Source organism: uncultured Allobosea sp., assembly GCF_945957345.1.
Lineage (GTDB): Bacteria > Pseudomonadota > Alphaproteobacteria > Rhizobiales > Beijerinckiaceae > Allobosea.
The window spans coordinates 54,038-70,916 of sequence record NZ_CAMFKW010000028.1; the positions used below are offsets into that span (position 1 = coordinate 54,038).

A 16,879-nucleotide genomic window follows, 5' to 3' on the forward strand; every position below is an offset into this window, starting at 1 on the left:
CTTATTCCTTGTCCTGCGCCAACGCATTGACAGCCGCGGCCGCCATGGCCGAGCCGCCGCGGCGCCCATGCACCACGACGAAGGGCACGCGCCCGTCCTTCGCCAACGCCTCCTTCGATTCCGCCGCTCCGACGAAGCCGACGGGAATGCCAATCACGGCGGCTGGCTTGGGCGCTCCGGCATCGAGCATTTCGAGCAGGCGGAAGAGGGAGGTCGGCGCGTTGCCGATCACCACGACAGCGCCGGCGAGGCGCGGCTTCCAGAGTTCCATGGCAGCGGCGGAGCGAGTCGTGCCCATCTGCGCCGCCAGCGCCGGGACCTGAGGATCGTCCAGCGTGCAGAGAACCTCGTTGTTCGCTGGCAGACGTGCGCGCGTCACGCCATTGGCGACCATCTTGGCGTCGCAGAGGATTGGCGCGCCGCTCCTGAGGGCGGTCTGGGCGGCCTCCGCGAAGCCCGCCGACATCTCCACGTCCTTCGGCAGGTCGGTCATGCCGCAGGCATGGATCATGCGTACCACGACACGCTCGGCCGCATCGCTGAAACGGACGAGGTCGGCCTCGGCGCGGATGATGGCGAAGGAGCGCTCATAGATCGCCGCGCCGTCCTGAATGTAGTCGTATGCCTTGCTCAACCCTGCGATCCCGTTGAACGCACGGCCTTCAGCCGGGCGTGAATATCTTCTCCGGGCTGCAATCGCGTGAGCAGCGCCGAAAGGTCAAGCGTCGCCACCGGCTTGTCCCGCGTCGTCCCGCCCGGAACGACGTCGTAGCGCCCCTCCCGCCCGACCAGCGTGAGGTCCGCGGCCGCCGGGTGTGCGCAGGCCTTGACGCAACCCGAGACATGCAGCGTCACGCCCCCCGCGAGCAGGCCGGCGGTAGCTTCGGCGAGCACTGCCGCATCGGCCATGGTCGAAGCCTCTGCGCGCGAACAAGCGGGGCTGCCGGCACAGGCCTGCACGGACAGGCGCGGGTCGTCGTCGCGCGTGATCAGCCCGAGATCACCGGCCAGCATCAGAAACGCTTCAGCCCTCGCGCGGTCGAAACCGCGGAAAGCGAGCCCGCGCCAGGGCGAAAGCCGGATTTCGGCCGCGTCGGTTTCCAGCCCGGCCACAAGCCTCTCGAGCGTCGCGGCCGGGCAGCGGCCGAAAGGCAGGCCGATGAGCGCGGCAAAACGGTCAAGTGCTGCAGCGAACAGTCCGACGCGCCGCGGCTTGGGACGGGCCGCGGGAGCGGTCGTTTCAGGCAGGCCAGTCAGGCCGGCCAGTGCTACGGGCGAGAGGTCACGCATCCGGCGGATATGGTCCGGGGCGGCGCTCCGCAGTCTGGCGAAACCGCGCAGGATGGCTTCCATCACCGTCACCGCCTCGGCTTGGGCGACCGGCCCGAGCCAGGGGCTTTCACCGATGCGCAGAGCCAGGCGTCCGGCGCCGATGCAGAGCAGCCGGATATCGCTGGCGAAACCGTCGAGCGCCTGCGCGCCGCCATCGTCTATGACGACGCAGAGCTTGGCCGGCAGGCCGGAGAGCGTGCGGGCGCGCAGTTCGATCTCGGCGGCCAGTGCGGCGGCATCGAGCAGGCTGGTCGGGTCCCGCCCTGCCAGCGGCGAGACCAGCGTCAGCCGTTGCGGCCCGTCGCCGTCAGGTTCGTCGACGAGGCGTTCGGCCAGCAGCCGTTCGACCAGCTTCGGATGGCTCTCGGCCGTGACGCCGCGGATTTGCAGGTTGGCGCGGGCAGAGATTTCGACCAGCCCATTGCCGTGCTCTGTCGCCAGAGCTGCGATCCGCCGCAATTGCGCAGGCGTCAGCCTCGCGCCAGGCGGATGCAGCCGCACCAGCCAGCCGTCGCCGGTCTCCATCGGCCGGAGCGTGCTCGGGCACCAGCCACGCCGCAGCTCTTCCTTCGGCGGCGCGTTCACTCCGCCGCCTCCCGCGCCAGGAAGGCGCCGACCGAGTTGCGCCGACTGGTCCAGAGTCCGCGCCGCGCAGCCTCCGCCAAGCGCGAGCGGATCGAGGCGGCCGCCGGGGCATTGGCGCTTTCCAGTGCCGCCCAGACCTGCGGGTCGGCGCAGTAAGCTTGGAACACCACGTCGAAAAGCCCATCCGCGACGGCATCCGTGCTCGCCGCGAAGACGAAGAGCGTGTCGACCGCTTCGGCCAGCTCCCCCGCGCCGCGCCAGCCATGGGCGAGCTGGGACGCGATCCAGCGCGGATGCGTCAGGCGACCATGGACGATGCGGGCGATGTCCTCGGCCAGCGTACGCGCCTTCGGCGTCTCCGGGTTGGAGCTGTCGAGACTGTAGAGGGCCGGGTTCGCGCCGAGCGCCTTGGCCGCTGCCGCCAGTCCGCCGATCACGTCGGCGGCGCTGCTGGCTTCGAGAATGTCGCGCCCGGCGGTGTCGCTGACATGGATGAAAGCGTCGGAGGCACGGATGCGGTCGGCGAGACCGGCATCGACTGTGCTGATGCCTTCCGGGCCGCCATAGGCATGGTCGGAGGCCGCGAGATAGGCGGCGCCCAGTTCCGCTCGCTCTGTCCAGTCACCATCGAGAGCGCGGTCGGCCATCGCCGCGCCATAGCGTCCGGGCGCGGCGCCGAAGATGCGGGCGCCATGCTCGCCACGGCGGCGGGCGGCAGCGGGCTCGTTCCAATCGTCCGGTTCGTCCAAGGCGGCGATGGCGCGCGCCGCCTGATCAAACAAGGCGATCTGGCCCGGAAACGTGTCGCGGAAGGTGCCGGAGATGCGCACGGTGACGTCGAGGCGCGGAAACGCGAGCTTCGGCTGCGGGATGATGCTGAAGCCGGTGACGCGGGTCGAGGCATTGTCCCAGATCGGCTCGACGCCCATCAGCGCGAGCGCATGCGCGAAATCCTCGCCGCCCGAGCGCAGCGTCGGCGAGGCCCAAAGGTCCATGACGATCCGGCGGGGATAGTCGCCATGATCCTGCATATGGCGCGAGACCACCGCCTGCGCCGCGAGCTTGCCGAGCCGGGTCGCGGCGCGCGTCGGGATCGCGCGCGGATCGAGCGTCGAGAGATTGCGGCCGGTCGGCAGTACGTCGGGCCGGCCGCGATGCGGCGCGCCGGCCGGGCCGGGCGCGACGAAACGGCCATCGAGCGCCGCGAGCAGATTCTCTCGCTCGTTGCGGGCGGAGACGGGATCGATCGCGGACTGCCCGAAGATATGTAACCCGTCGCGGAAAGGCAGTTCGGCGATATCGCAGAGATGGGCGTCGAGACGCGTCAGCGCCTCGTTCATCTCGGTATCGGCAGCGACGCCGCAGGAGGCGGCGAGCCCGCTGGCCTCGGCCCGAGCCCGGATTTCGGCTGCGACGATATCGGCGCGGCGCGGATCGAGCACCTGCGCCTGCGAGAATTCCTCGACGAGATCGCGCAGCAGCGCGGTCTCGCCGGCCGCTTCCGTCTCTGCCAAGGGAGGTGGTAGATGGCCGAGCGTGACGGCCGAGAGTCTCCGCTTGGCCGGCGCCGCCTCGCCGGGATCGTCGACGACATAAGGATAGATCACCGGCAGCCCACCGACGGCGAGGCGCGGCCAGCAGGTGCCTGAGAGCGCGACCGCCTTGCCCGGGAGCCATTCCATCGTGCCATGCGTGCCGAGATGGATCAGCGCGTCGACGGCTCCCGTCTGACGCAGTGCGATATAGAAGGCCAGGTAGCCGTGGCCGGGCGGAGCGTCGGGGTCGTGATAGCGCGCTTTGCGGTCTGGCGTCGCATCGCGCGGCGGCTGCAGGGCGACGATGAGGTTGCCGTGGTGGACGGCGCGGAAGTGAAAGGCGCCGTCGCGGCAGGCGGGATCGGCTTCGGGCGGGCCATGGGCGGCGAGCAGCGCGTCGCGCGCGGCGACGGGGATGGCGGCGAGCCAAGCACGATAGTCGTTGAGCGGGATGGTCAGCCCGGTTGGGCCGCCGGTGAGGGCAACCATCAACAAGGCACCCTCATCCAAATCCGTGCCGTCCTCCCGGGCAAGCCGCGTCGGCGGCGCCGATCCGGGCTCCAGGCCCGCACCTTGATCGGAAGCGCTCCGGAATGGATCCCGGGTCAAGCCCGGGATGACGGAGGAGGTAGCAGAGCCAACGTCATATCCCGCTCCGGCAAGCAAATCCCTGATCGCGGTCACACTCGCGGGCGTGTCGAGCCCGACGGCAAAACCGGCTCGCCCGCCGCGGGCAGGATAGTCCGACATCACCAGCGCCAGCCGGCGCTCTGCCGCAGGCTTCCGCGCCAGCGCGATCCAGCCGGCCGCGAGATCGCCCAGCGCGGCGATGCCCTCCGGGTCAGGCACGAGCCGGCGGATGGCGAGGCCGGTCGCTGGGTCGATCTCTTCCACCTTGAAGGCCACCGGGATCGCGCCGATGCGCCCGTCGAATTCCGGCAGCGCCACCTGCATGGCGAGATCGGCGGCGGACAGCCCGCGCGGCGAGGCTTCCCAGGCTTCGCGCGGGCTGCCGACCGGCACGGCCTGCAGGATCGGGCAATCGGCCCCGTCGAGCACGAAATCGGCGCTCTCTCTCGCGGAGAAGGCGGTGGTGGTGACGATCAGCGCCGGTTTGCGCGTCGCGATTAGCACTGTGAACTCTGCCGTAACGGCCGGGTCTTTGAGGCTGGTCAACGCCAGGGGCAGGGGCGCGAGGCCGCGCTCGGCCAGCGCGGTGGCAATCGCTTCGCCCATGGCGGTGTCGCCAGCCGCGACGCCCGAGCGATAGAGCAGGATCGGGACGAGTGGTCGATCAGCGGGCTGGGCGGCGAGCGCTTCGCACCAGGGTATGGGCGTGCCGTTGCGGCCAAGCGCGAAGAATGATGGCAGCGGGACTGGGGCGAGGTCAGCAGCGTTGCGCCGGCCCTCATCCGCCTGCCGGCACCTTCTCCCCCGAGGGGAGAAGGGCGAGGCGGGTCGCTTTACTCCCTTCTCCCCTCGGGGGAGAAGGTGGCCCGGCGAAGCCGGGTCGGATGAGGGTTGAACCTCCGTCACGTAATCGGAGATTCGCTCCAATAGCCGACGCATATTCTCGGCGCCGCCGCCGGCCCGGAAATAGGCCAGAAGCTCCGTCGCGTATTCCGCGGGCACCGTCGCATGCTCGCCCAACCTCGGATCGTCGCGCTCATCGCCGGGCAGGATCGCGAGCGGGATGCCGTGCTCGCGGCAGGCGATGCCGAGTTGCTCGATCCCGTAGCGCCAGTAGTCGAGCCCGCCGAGGCAGCGAGCCAGCACGAAACGACACTGCGCCGCCGTCTTCTCGATCAGGAAATCGACCGAGAGCGGGTGCTTCAGGCGCCGAAGCGGCGCGAGTCGCACTGATATGCCTCGTTCGTCATGCTCGCCCTTGTGGCGAGCATCCACGTCTTGAACACCGTCCTCGCCGAAAGGAGACGTGGATGGTCGGGACGAGCCCGACCATGACGACGACGGATCACGGTATGTCCGGGCCGCCACCGCCAGCGCCGAAAGATCGCTGTCGGTGAAAGACAGGACGAGCACGTCTCCCGGCGGCAAGGCGAGATCGACGGCGTCCTCGCCGTCGTCGAGCCTGATCTCGCTGGTCGGGAGAAGGTGCATCGATCGACGTTACGCCCCTGCGAGCGCGTCTTCCACGGCCTTGAGATCGAAGCCCTTGAGGCCGATCACGGTGAGGCGGCCGTCGCGCGGCTCGCTGGCGCCCCAGGCCCGGTCGAAATGATGGCCGACGCGGCGGCCGACGCCCTGCACCACGAGCCGCATCGGCTTGCCCGGCACGGCGGTGAAGCCCTTGAGCCGTAGCACGCCCTCGGCTTCGGCAGCCTTGGCGACGCGCGCCGTCAACTCCTCCGGCGAGAGCCCTGCCGGCAGCGGCACCGCGACCGAGTCGAAATCGTCATGATCGTGATCGTGCTCGCCCTCGCCATGGTGCGACGGGCGGGCGGCGAGATCGCTCTCGGCGGCGGCGCCGAGACCCACGATCAGCGCCGGCTCGACCTTGCCATGGGCGGTCTCGACGATCTTGATCGCCTTCGGCAGATGCTCGGCGATCTCGGCCTTGACCCGCGCCCGGCCGGCTTCGTCGACGAGGTCGCTCTTGTTGAGCAGGATCAGGTCGGCGCAGAGGATCTGGTCCTCGAACACCTCCTCCAGAGGGTTGTCATGCTCGACCGAAGCGTCGGCCGCCTTCTGCGCGGCGAGCGCCTCGGGATCATCGGCGAACTGGCCCTCGGCCACGGCCGGGCCGTCGACCACGGCGATGACGCCGTCGACGGTGACGCGCGAGCGGATCGCCGGCCAGTTGAAGGCGGTGACGAGCGGCTTCGGCAGAGCGAGGCCGGAGGTCTCGATCAGGATATGCTCGGGCGGGTTCGGGCGATTGAGGAGCTTCTCCAGCGCCGGCACGAAATCATCGGCGACGGTGCAGCAGATGCAGCCGTTCGGCAGCTCCACGACATCCTCGTCGCTGCAGCCGGCGATGCCGCAGCCCTTCAGGAACTCGCCGTCGAAGCCGAGATCGCCGAACTCGTTGACCAGCACGGCGAGCTTCTTGCCCTGCGCGTTCTCGAGGAGATGGCGCACCAGCGTCGTCTTACCGGCGCCGAGGAAGCCGGTGACGATGGTGCAGGGGGTCTTGCCCAGGTTCGCAGTCCGCGAAGCGTTCATGATGTCATCCTTGCTGGCGCGCCGGCAAAGGCGGCACGCGCGCGACCACGCCCTTGCGGAAGGACTGCGGCCGCTCTTTCCAGGGAACGATGCCGTTGGCGCTGGCGGCATAGGCCTCCGCGGCGCCGACGATCTCGTCGAGATGGGTGTCGGTGTCGAGGTCGCCGATCAGATAGGTCCATTTGCCGTCGGCCGTGAGCGCGATGGTGCAGGGCCGCTTGCAGACGCAGAGGCACTCGACGGGCAGCACGGGGATCGTGCTGCCCTTGGCTTTAAGCTGCGCGGCGAGACGCTCGGCCAGCGCCAGTCCCGGCTGGTCGTAACCCTCCGGGAGATCGGCGCGGGCGCGGCGGCAGGCCGTGCAGACATGGATGGTGAGGTCACCCTCGGACATGGCTTGCCTTCAGGCTTTCGCAGCTCGGCGGCTGGCCCAGGGCCAGAGCACGCCGACCATGAAGGCGGTCGCGAGCCAGAGCGCGGCCTGGATGCCGAGCGAGAGCGAGGCGAAATGCGCGGCGACCTCCGCCGGCACCTTGCTCTCCGGCGCGGCCGGATGAGGGGCGCCGATAACATGGGGCAGCAGGATCAAAACGACGGCCGCGAGCTTGAGCCAGGGCTGCTCGAAACGCAGGAACAGGAAGAGCCCGAGCGCCGTGGCGACCACGGTCGCAAGCCACCAGAGCTGGCGCTGCTCCAGTGCGGCCGAGGCAGCGCCCGGCAGTTCCGGCGCGAGCCCCATCGCAGGCGCAAGCCCGAGCGCGATGAAACCGCAGGCGCCCCAGACGAGCGCGCTGCGCTGGTCGATCGTATCGCCGGCCGCGATCATGCCCGCGAGCAGCAGCCCAGCGAAGCCGATCGCGGTCGCGATCGTCACCGCGCTGGTGAAGAGCGTGCGCTGGAGGCCGTCCTGCGGCTTCCATTCGGCATGGTCGTGGCCAGGCGCATCGCCGGCCGGACCGTGGGCGAGGATGATGCGGGCATCGCCGTCGAAGGCCGCGAGCGTCGGCGCCTTCAGCGCGAGCGCCGCCTCATAGGTCTCGGCCTTGAGGATCAGCGGGGTGGTGGTGACATGCTGCAGGGCGGCGACGATCAAGCCAGCCAGAAGCCCGGCCAGGATGCTGACCGTGAGAACACGCGTGACCATGGATGCTTTCCCTCAGTGGCAGGGAAAGGCGAGGCCGTGACGGGTGTCGTGCGCGGCGTTGTGGACGTTGGTCGAGGCCGCGAAGCCGGTCGTGTAGATCAGCGCGACGCCGATCACGAGCGCAGCAGTGACCGCCTTGACGCGGTCCGAAACGCTGAGTGTAGGGGTGTAAACCGAAACGGTGTTCATATGCGTTCTCCGTGGCCGCCCCGCCGGCAGCCGGTTGGATCTCTGCGGGTTGACGGCAGGTCTCCTGGCTCGCGGATTTGGCGCCCCGTGCCGCCTTCCCGGAGTTTGCGCTCCAGTGGCCGATGGCGAAGGATATCCGCTTACAGTTGCGGGGGCAGCCGCGGCATTGGGCAAAGCAAGCCCGCACCGCGTTCCCTTTTCACCTCCTCGCGGAGGCACCGTCAGCGACGATCATTAGCCTTCGCCGTGCTGCTGTGCAATGCAGGATGGCCTTGGAACCTCTGCTTGCGCGATGCCCAACGAAATCCCCCATCTCACCCTCGTTCTCGGCGGCGCCCGCTCAGGCAAGAGCCGCCATGCCGAAGCGCTGGTCGAGGCGCTGCCGGCACCCTGGACCTATATCGCGACGGCGCAGGCTTATGACGACGAGATGCGGGAGCGCATCGCCGAGCACCGCGCGCGCCGGCCGGCCGGCTGGCAGACGGTCGATGCGCCGCTCGATCTGGCCGGCGCGATCGCGGCCCAGCCGGCGGGCCGGCCGATCCTGGTCGATTGCCTGACGCTCTGGCTGACCAATCTGATCCTTGCCGAACACGACACGGTTGCCGCTTGCGAGGCTCTGATCGCCGCTTGCGAGCGCGTTTCCGCCCCGCTCGTGCTGGTCGGCAACGAGGTCGGCCTCGGCATCGTGCCGGAGAATGCACTCGCCCGCCGCTTCCGTGACGAGGCCGGACGATTGCATCAGGCGCTTGCGGCCCGCGCCGCCAGCGTGGTCTTCATGGTCGCCGGATTGCCGATGCGAGTGAAGTGATGACGGATACCGAAGACGCGGCCCGCCACAAGGCCAAGATGGAAAAACGCAAGGCGGTTCAGGACGCCGAAGTCGCCTCCAAGACGCTGGAGAAGGGCCTCCTGATCGTCAATACCGGTCCCGGCAAGGGCAAGTCGACGGCGGCCTTCGGGTTGATCCTGCGGGCGCTCGGCCATGGCTGGCGCATCGGCGTGGTGCAGTTCATCAAGGGCGCCTGGTCGACCGGCGAGCGCAAGGCGCTCGAAGCCTTCGGCGATCAGGTCTCGTGGCACAGCATGGGCGAGGGCTTCACCTGGGAAACGCAGGACAAGGCCCGCGACATCGCCGCCGCCGAGCGCGCCTTCGCCAAGGCGCGGGAATTGATGGCCGATCCGCAGATCCGGCTGCTGGTGCTCGACGAGCTCAACATCGCGCTCCGCTACGACTACCTGCCGCTTGCGGAGGTGGTGGCGACGCTCGCCGCCCGTCGGTCCGACCTGCACATCGTCGTCACCGGACGCAATGCCAAGCCGGAGCTGATCGAGGCGGCCGATCTCGTCACCGAGATGACGCTGGTGAAGCACCATTTCGCGGCGGGCGTGAAGGCGCAGGAAGGAATCGAGTTCTAGGGCTTGCTGATTTTACGCGGAACCACATCGTGATCCTGGGCTTGGCCCGGGATTCATCGCAGAGCGCTTGAGCCCTATGATGGATTCCGGATCGGCGCCGCTCACGCGGCTTGTCCGGAATGACGGCATGCTTCACTCGGCGGGAGGTGTTCGGCGCAAATCTCAACAGAACCTAACCCATTTGGGAGATGCCGTGGAACGCGCGATCGCTTATGAGAGCAGGGTGCCTACAGAGTGCAAGCAATGCCCGATCGTTGCATGGTAGCTGGCTCCCGCCTCATACGCTGTGGAGATTGCGAAGGAATTTCGATTCGGCTGCCGGAGTGGCCGCGTGACGACGACGAGGTTTTCTGCCCCGGTTGTGGAGAAAGCCTGGGCACCATCGGGCAATTGCGCGAGTTGCTTGTCGCCGCGCTTTCCGATGAACCAGACAGCTTCTCCGACAACGACAATTGAGGCTCTGAACGGACGCCCATGCCGCCCTGCGCTGGCTGGGCGATGGGGGCTGAGCGTGGGTTATCGGCATTCGGGCGATCGCAGGTGGCCGTGTCGGTGCCGGATCGAGGCGGCTCAGAGCAGCGCCGCAGCCGCGAGCAGCGCCGCCAGCGCCCAGAGCAACCCGCAGGAACGCCTGTAGAGCAGGAGCGCCCGGCGGATATCGGATGCGCTGGCTTCTGCCCGGCCATCGCCCATCCAGTGGTCCTCGACGCGGGTGTCGCCATAGACGCGCGGCCCGGCAAGGCGCAGACCCAGCGCCCCGGCCATGGCGGCTTCAGGCCAGCCGGCATTGGGCGAGCGATGCTTGCGGGCATCGCGTCGGACGGCTTGCCAGGCCCCCGCGGCATTCGCGGAGCGGTCGAGCGCGGCGGAGACGATCAGCAGCAATGCCGTCAGCCGCGAAGCCGGCAGGTTGACGAGATCGTCGAGCCGGGCTGAAGCCCAGCCGAAGGCGAGGTGGCGCGGCGTGCGGTGGCCGATCATCGAATCGGCGGTGTTGATCGCCTTGTAGGCGGCGATGCCGGGCAAGCCGCCAACACCCAGCCAGAAGGCCGGCGCGACGATGCCGTCCGAGAAATTCTCGGCGAGGCTTTCGATGGCGGCGCGTGAGACACCGGCTTCGTCCAGCGTCTGGGGATTGCGCCCGACGATCATCGAGACGGCTTGCCGCCCACCTTCGAGCCCATCCAGCTCCAGCCCCTCGGCGACGCGTGCGACATGTTCGTAGAGGCTGCGCTGGGCGATCAGCGTCGAGGCGAGGAGCGCGAGCGGGAGAAGACCGAGCGGCCCGAAGGAGAGGCACAGGCGCTGGAGCAGCACCGACAGGGCGATGGTGATGGCCAGCAGCAGAACGAGCGCCAGAATGCCCATCGCCTTCCGCAGGGCGAACGAGTCGGTCTCGCGATTCAATCCCCGATCGAGCATGCCGATCAGGCGGCCGATCCAGGTGACGGGATGGCCGATTGCGGCATAGAAGCGCTGGGGATAGCCGAATGCCGCCTCCATGGTCAGGGCGAGCACGAGCAGCGGCAGGCTGGCGGAGAGATTCATGCAGGGGCGCGGGCAGGGTCGTGGCTGAGGACGGTATCTGGCATGGCGGCGATCTCGCCACGGCCCGCGCGCTCTTTCCGGAAGCGCCGCAGCCCTGGGCCGATCTCTCCACCGGGATCAACCCGATCCCCTATCCGCTTCCGGTGCTGCCGTTAAGCCTCTGGACGCGCCTGCCTGGCGCCGATGACGAGGCCGCGTTGATCGCCGCGGCTCGGAAAGCCTACCGCGTCCCGGCCCATGCCGACATCGTCGCGGCGCCCGGCACGCAGATCCTGATCGAGTTGCTGCCGCGCCTGGCATCTGCCGGTCCTGTCGCCATCCTCGGACCGACCTATGCCGAGCATGGCCATGCCTGGCGCAAGGCGGGCTTCGTGGTCGACGAGGGGGCCGAGCCTGCCGACGCGGCCGCGACCATCGTCGTGGTCAATCCCAACAATCCCGATGGGCGGCTGTGGGCGCGGGCAGAGCTCGCAAGCCTCGCCGCACGCTGCGTCCGCCGCGGCGGCCTTCTCGTCATCGACGAAGCCTTTGTCGATTTTACGCCAGAAATCAGCATCGTTCCTGAACTTCCGGCCGGAGCGATCGTGCTGCGCTCCTTCGGCAAGACCTATGGCCTTGCCGGCTTGCGACTTGGCTTCGCCATCGGCGCGCCCGAGCCGCTGGCGAAGCTCAAGGCGGCGCTTGGCCCCTGGTCGGTTGCCGGTCCCGCGCTGCATGTCGGTGCCATGGCGCTGTCCGATGCCGGTTGGCTCGCCGCGACCGGCGAAGAGCGTGCCCGCGATGCCGCACGCCTCGATGCCTTGCTGGCGCCCCATGGCCGGATCGTCGGCGGAACCAGCCTGTTCCGCCTGCTCGAAACGCCGCAAGCAGCGGCGCTCTTCTCTCGCCTCGGCCGGCACGGCATCTATGTCCGCTGCTTCCAGAACGCGCCGGATCGCTTGCGCTTCGGCCTGCCGGGCGACGAGGCCTCATGGTCGCGGTTGCAGACGGCGCTGGCCATCGATGTCCCCTGAGCATCGCAGTCAGCGTGAAGCTTGCATGCGGCTGATGCGGAGACAGCAGCCGGTATGGCGGCTAACGTCGACCGCATAAGGAATCGGGGAGAGAGAACGCATGGCATTCCTGCCGCCGGAAGGCGACCTGACGATCGGCTTCGCCCATGCCGCCTATCAGCTCCGCGACGAGTTCCTCACGCGTGGCCGCGCCGCCAAAAGCTTCGAGGTCCGCAGTCTCGACGACCTGCGCGAGCGTGCGCCGGAGGCCGATGTGCTCGTCGTCTCCGGCCTCTGGTGCAACGACCTGCTGCCGCGCCTGCCGAAGCTACGGTTCATCCAGTCGATCAGCGCCGGCACCGATCAGTTCGACAAGCCGGCGATCGGCGCCGCCGGCATCCGCCTCGCCAGTGCGCAGGGCAGCAACGAGCGGGCGGTGGCCGAGCATGCGATGTCGCTGATCCTGGCGCTGACCCGCCAGATCCATGTCGCCCGGGACAATCAGGCGAAGCAGGTCTGGCGCCCGATGATCGGCGACCGCGCGCTGCGCGAGGACGAGCTCGGCGGCAAGACGCTGGTCATCGTCGGGCTCGGCCGCATCGGCCTCAGGCTGGCGAAGCTCGCGAGCGCCTTCGACATGCGCGTCATCGGCGTGCGCCGCAGCCCCGAGCCGCAACCCCATGTCGAGGCGGTCGTGCATCCGGGCAAGCTGGCGGAGGCGGTGGCTGAGGCCGATTTCGTCGCGCTGACCTGCCCGCTGACGCCGGAGACGGAGGGACTGATCGATGCCCGCATTCTCGGCGCGATGAAGCTTTCGGCCTTCCTGATCAATGTCGCGCGCGGTCGCGTCGTCGACGAAATGGCCCTGCTCGATGCGCTCGGCAACAGCGGCATCGCCGGTGCGGGGCTCGATTGCTTCCATGATGAGCCATTGCCGGCGATCTCGCCCTTCTGGCGCATGCCGCAGGTCATCGTCACCCCGCACAGCGCCGGCGAGACCCGCGCCTACGAGGGCAATGTCGTGGATATCCTCCTCGACAATCTGGATCACCTCGGACGCGGGGAAGCGAGCTTACGCAACCAGATCGTCTGAGCGGGACAGTTGCAATGGCTTCGCCGAGATACCTCCGTCCCGGGGGGCCGTCGCTGATCCCGGCGCTCGGCATCACCCAGGTCTTCGGCTACGGCACGCTCTATTACGCCTTCACGGTGCTGGCGCCGCGCATCACCGCCGAATTCGGTTGGGCGCCGGAATGGACCTTCGGCGGTTTTGCGATCGGCCTCTTGCTCGGCGGCGCGGTCGCCCCCGTTACCGGCAGCCTGGTCGATCGCTACGGCACCCGGCTGGTGATGACGATCGGTTCCGGCCTGGCGGGCCTCTCGCTCTTCGCGCTGGCCGAGGCGCGGGGCATCGTCAGTTACATCCTCGCGATGGTCGCGCTGCAGGCCGTTACCACCGCCGTGTTCTACGACGCCGCCTTCGCGGCATTGACACAGGCGCGTGGAGGCCAGGCGCGCCGCGCCATCAGCCAGCTCACCCTGATCGGCGGCTTCGCCTCCACCTTGTTCTGGCCGCTGACCTCGAGCCTGCTCGCGTTGCTCGACTGGCGTGGCGTCTATCGGCTCTACGGCCTCGCGCAGATTCTGGTCTGCCTGCCCCTGCATCTCTTTTTCCTGCCGGGACGAGTGAAGCGCCCGGTCACCGCTGGCGCTCCCGTGCCGACACAGCCGGAGCCGAAAGCGACCTATCTCACGGGCGATGCCCGCCGCCGCGCCTTCCTGTTGCTGGCACTGGCCTTTTCGCTGCAGGGCTTCGTCGTCTCGGCCATGGCCGTGCATATGCTCGCGCTGCTGCAAGGCTTCGGGCTCAGCGCCGCCGTGGCCGTCGGCATCGGCGCGATGCTCGGGCCGTCACAGGTCGCCGGGCGCCTCGCCGAGATGCTGTTCGGCCGCGGCGTCTCACCGGTCACGACCGCCTGGGTCTCCGCCTGGCTGATGCCGATCGGCCTTCTCCTGCTCCTGATCGGTGGATCGCTTTCCATCGTCGCCGGGCTTTTCGCCATCGCCTTCGGCATCAGCATGGGGCTGAGCTCGATCGTGCGCGGCACCGTTCCGCTCCAGCTCTTCGGCCCGGTCGGCTTCGGCGCGACCATGGGCAAGCTCTCGGCGCCGGGCCTTGTCATCAAGGCTGCGGCGCCGCTCGTCTTCGCCGTCTCGCTGGAGCGCGGCGGCGTCCTGCCCTCGACGTTGCTGCTGATTGCTTTCTCCGCATTCGCGGCCGGCGCGCTGATGCTGCTCGCGCGCAGACACTCGGCATGAAGCCTCACGCCAGCATCGTCCGCCACCATCGGCGCACGGCATCGCGCGTCCGCATCGCCAGACCATAGGTGGCCGTGGCCCTGACTCTGTCGAGCACGCTGTCACGCACGCGCACGACCTGCGCCATGATCCAGGCGAACCAGCGATAGCTCATGAGTTTCTCGCGGCCGGCATGGTAGATGCGCTCGACGAAGACGAAGCTCATCAGATGCGCGAAGGCAGTGACCACCAGCCCGGGCCAGAATTGTCCGCGCGCAAACAGCACGAGACCAAAAAGCTTCAGCGGTTCGGCAATGGCGAAGGGGATCGCCAGCGTCACCAGGACGAGCGGCGGCGGCAGGGCAGCGACGGCCTCCTCCAGCCGGCGCATGACCCGCAATTCCGCGAGCCGGCGCAGCAGCGGCCGGTAGAGCGGCCGCAGGAGTTCGTCGAGGATGATGAAGACGGCGATGACGGCGCGCATCACCGCGAGCAGTCCACGAACGAGCGGGCCGCGCTCCGGTGCGGGCGGGGGCGGTAGATCTTTGGTCATCCCGACGATTCATAAGCCCGGATTTGCGGCAATTCCATGCCGCATAGCTCTTGCTATGCGTCGCTTAGCGACGCGCATCCTCCTTCAGCATCGCCACGCCCTTCTCGGCGATCATCATCGTCGGATTGGCGGTGTTGCCGGAGGTGATCGTCGGCATCACCGAGGCGTCGATGACCCTCAGGCCCGAGACGCCGCGCACGCGCAGCCGTCCATCGAGCACCGCACCGGCATCGTCGTCGGTTCCCATTCGGACCGTGCCGACCGGATGGAAGATCGTGGTGCCGAGCTCGGCGGCCGCTTTGAGCAGCGCTTCGTCGGATTGGGCGGCCTCGCCTGGCATGTATTCCTGCGGCCGGAAGCGGGCGAGCGGCGCCTGGGCCACGATGCGGCGCGTCAGCTTCATTGCATCCACGGCGACCTGCCGATCTTCCTCCGTGTCGAAATAGTTCGGCGAGATCACCGGCGTGTCGCGCATGTCGGCCGAGCGCAGATGCACGCTGCCGCGGCTCGTCGGCCGGAGATTGCAGACGCTGGCGGTGAAAGCGTCGAACGGGTGCAGACCCGAGCCCCAGCTGTCGAGAGAGAGCGGCTGGAAATGATATTGCAGGTTCGCCGTCGCGTAATGCGGCGAGGATTTGGCGAAGGCCCCGACCTGCGAGGGTGCCATCGTCAGCGGCCCCGTGCGGAGCGCCGCCCATTCCAGCGCCATCAGGGGCCGGCGCCAAAGCCTGGCGTAGTCGCTGTTCAGCGTCTTGACGCCATGAACCTTGTAGACCGGCCGGATCTGGAGATGGTCCTGCAGGTTCTCGCCGACACCGGACGCATCGACCAGCGTCTCGATTCCGAGGCCTTGCAGGCGGGCACCGCTGCCGATGCCCGAGCGTTCGAGCAGGAGCGGGGAGGCGACGGCGCCGGCCGAGAGCACGACCTCGCCGCTGATCTCGACCCGCAGCTTCTCCTCGCTCGGCGTGCCCAGCCCATGGGTGAACTCGACGGCCACCGCCCGCCCATCTTGGAAGACGATGCGCTCGACATGGACGCGGGTCTCGAGCCGGAGATTACGGCGCTCCTTCTCGCGCAGCAGCGGCTTGAGGAACGCACCATAGGCGCTGAGACGCCGTCCGCGCCGCTGGTTCACCTGGAAATAGGAGGAGCCTTCGTTGTCGCCGGTGTTGAAATCCGGGATCTTGGCGATGCCCGCCGCTTCCGCTGCGTCGCGGATCGCATCGAGGATCGCCCAGCGCACGCGTGGATGCTCGACGCGCCATTCCCCGCCCGCCTTGTGCAACTCGCCGGGCGGCGGCGCGATATGGTCTTCGTGCCTGAGGAAATAGGGCAGCACGTCGTCCCAGCCCCAGCCGGCAAGGCCGCGCTGGCGCCAGCCATCGTAATCGGCGGCCTGGCCGCGCATATAGACCATGGCGTTGATCGCCGAGGAGCCGCCGACGACCTTGCCGCGCGGATAGGCCAGAGCCCGCCCGCCGAGCCCGGCCTGTGGTTCGGTCTGGAACAGCCAGTCGGCACGGGGATTGCCGATCGCGAAGAGATAGCCGACCGGGATGTGGAACCAGATCCAGTCGTCCATCCCCCCGGCTTCGAGCACCAGGACCTTGGTCTGCGGGTCGCTCGCCAACCGATTGGCGACGACGCACCCGGCCGAACCCGCGCCGATCACGACGTAATCGAAGATCCCGATCAGGCGGCGGTCGGTGGAGGAGGGGGCAGGCATGGCGTTTCCGATGGCTTGATCAACAGCCCCGATCGTCGGCGGCCAGTCAGCAATCTGGCATAGCTGGGAGTAGGGCGACAGCGCGCGAAAATGCGCCATTCGTTGGTGCCCAACGCCGCTCCAAATTCCCCGGTATCAGGGAATAATCAGGGGTCCCCGAGCCGATAAGAGGAGCAAATCGAGATCCTTGGTGGCTTAAGCACTTTTGGGATTGACGGTTTTGGCGGCTGTTTGATTTTGGGAGCAGGGAATGCGCCTGCGAGGAACTGGGATCGCACAGGGTCCGATCAGGGAATGTGCTTGATGCGTCGGAGGACGTCGATCGCTTACATGTGCGGCGTCTGTGCGGCGGGCTGTTGGGCTTCGGGT

At 68.4% G+C, this 16,879-nt stretch carries 16 protein-coding genes and 1 riboswitch; of the genes, 6 read left to right on the top strand and 10 right to left on the bottom strand.

The annotated features are described in order from the left end of the window. Window position 1: 1 nt before the first annotated feature. Genes Q0Q36_RS15110 through Q0Q36_RS15140 form a run of 7 tightly spaced genes read right to left on the bottom strand, consistent with a single transcriptional unit; the run spans window position 2 to window position 7,971 of the window. Entirely contained in the window at window positions 2–634 is a 633-nt protein-coding gene (locus Q0Q36_RS15110) for a precorrin-8X methylmutase (RefSeq protein ID WP_293799032.1), read from the bottom strand. After that, the gene (gene cobG / locus Q0Q36_RS15115) at window positions 631–1,917 is read right to left on the bottom strand and encodes a precorrin-3B synthase (RefSeq protein WP_293799034.1); all 1,287 of its coding nucleotides are present in this window, start codon (window positions 1,915–1,917) and stop codon (window positions 631–633) included. The genes Q0Q36_RS15110 and cobG overlap by 4 nt, the downstream gene beginning before the upstream one ends. Further along, window positions 1,914–5,573: a cobaltochelatase subunit CobN gene (gene cobN, locus Q0Q36_RS15120; RefSeq protein WP_293799036.1), complete on the bottom strand. Its 3,660-nt coding sequence runs from the start codon at window positions 5,571–5,573 to the stop codon at window positions 1,914–1,916. The genes cobG and cobN overlap by 4 nt, the downstream gene beginning before the upstream one ends. Window positions 5,574–5,582: 9 nt before the next feature. After that, window positions 5,583–6,638: a cobalamin biosynthesis protein CobW gene (cobW, locus tag Q0Q36_RS15125; RefSeq protein ID WP_293799037.1), complete on the bottom strand. Its 1,056-nt coding sequence runs from the start codon at window positions 6,636–6,638 to the stop codon at window positions 5,583–5,585. Window positions 6,639–6,642: 4 nt separating this feature from the next. After that, window positions 6,643–7,032, bottom strand: coding sequence for a DUF1636 domain-containing protein (locus Q0Q36_RS15130; RefSeq protein WP_293799039.1), 390 nt, complete (start codon window positions 7,030–7,032; stop codon window positions 6,643–6,645). Window positions 7,033–7,041: 9 nt separating this feature from the next. Then, on the bottom strand, window positions 7,042–7,782 hold the full coding sequence (locus tag Q0Q36_RS15135) for a CbtA family protein (protein ID WP_293799041.1): 741 nt from the start codon (window positions 7,780–7,782) through the stop codon (window positions 7,042–7,044). A 12-nt stretch (window positions 7,783–7,794) separates the two neighbouring features. After that, a complete protein-coding gene (locus Q0Q36_RS15140) occupies window positions 7,795–7,971 on the bottom strand; it encodes a CbtB domain-containing protein (RefSeq protein WP_293799042.1) in 177 nt (58 codons plus the stop codon). Window positions 7,972–8,007: 36 nt separating this feature from the next. Then, window positions 8,008–8,209: riboswitch (cobalamin riboswitch) on the bottom strand. Window positions 8,210–8,263: 54 nt separating this feature from the next. On the opposite strand from Q0Q36_RS15140, the gene cobU reads away from it, so the two are divergent. The 3 genes from cobU to Q0Q36_RS15155 all read left to right on the top strand — a co-directional run bounded on the left by cobU (window position 8,264) and on the right by Q0Q36_RS15155 (window position 9,846). Continuing rightward, on the top strand, window positions 8,264–8,782 hold the full coding sequence (cobU, locus tag Q0Q36_RS15145) for a bifunctional adenosylcobinamide kinase/adenosylcobinamide-phosphate guanylyltransferase (RefSeq protein WP_293799043.1): 519 nt from the start codon (window positions 8,264–8,266) through the stop codon (window positions 8,780–8,782). Continuing rightward, a complete protein-coding gene (gene cobO, locus Q0Q36_RS15150; RefSeq protein WP_293799044.1) occupies window positions 8,782–9,390 on the top strand; it encodes a cob(I)yrinic acid a,c-diamide adenosyltransferase in 609 nt (202 codons plus the stop codon). Before cobU ends, cobO begins: the two co-directional genes overlap by 1 nt. A 258-nt stretch (window positions 9,391–9,648) precedes the next feature. Next, window positions 9,649–9,846, top strand: a complete 198-nt coding sequence (locus tag Q0Q36_RS15155; protein WP_293799046.1) for a hypothetical protein — start codon at window positions 9,649–9,651, stop codon at window positions 9,844–9,846. 114 nt (window positions 9,847–9,960) lie between these two features. Here the strand turns inward: Q0Q36_RS15155 and cbiB are convergent, their stop codons facing one another. Continuing rightward, entirely contained in the window at window positions 9,961–10,938 is a 978-nt protein-coding gene (cbiB, locus tag Q0Q36_RS15160; protein ID WP_293799047.1) for an adenosylcobinamide-phosphate synthase CbiB, read from the bottom strand. A 20-nt stretch (window positions 10,939–10,958) separates the two neighbouring features. Between cbiB and cobD the strand changes: the two genes are divergently transcribed. The 3 genes from cobD (at window position 10,959) to Q0Q36_RS15175 (ending at window position 14,249) form a co-directional block, all read left to right on the top strand. After that, a complete protein-coding gene (cobD, locus tag Q0Q36_RS15165; protein WP_293799049.1) occupies window positions 10,959–11,951 on the top strand; it encodes a threonine-phosphate decarboxylase CobD in 993 nt (330 codons plus the stop codon). A 100-nt stretch (window positions 11,952–12,051) separates the two neighbouring features. Then, entirely contained in the window at window positions 12,052–13,023 is a 972-nt protein-coding gene (locus Q0Q36_RS15170) for a D-2-hydroxyacid dehydrogenase (protein WP_293799050.1), read from the top strand. Between the two features lie 14 nt (window positions 13,024–13,037). Beyond that, window positions 13,038–14,249, top strand: coding sequence for an MFS transporter (locus Q0Q36_RS15175; protein ID WP_293799051.1), 1,212 nt, complete (start codon window positions 13,038–13,040; stop codon window positions 14,247–14,249). Between the two features lie 4 nt (window positions 14,250–14,253). Here Q0Q36_RS15175 and Q0Q36_RS15180 read toward each other — a convergent pair whose 3' ends face one another. Together Q0Q36_RS15180 and Q0Q36_RS15185 are read right to left on the bottom strand one after the other, a co-directional pair. Next, window positions 14,254–14,781, bottom strand: a complete 528-nt coding sequence (locus tag Q0Q36_RS15180) for a hypothetical protein (protein WP_293799052.1) — start codon at window positions 14,779–14,781, stop codon at window positions 14,254–14,256. Window positions 14,782–14,845: 64 nt separating this feature from the next. After that, a complete protein-coding gene (locus Q0Q36_RS15185) occupies window positions 14,846–16,510 on the bottom strand; it encodes a GMC family oxidoreductase (RefSeq protein ID WP_293799053.1) in 1,665 nt (554 codons plus the stop codon). Window positions 16,511–16,879: the final 369 nt, after the last annotated feature.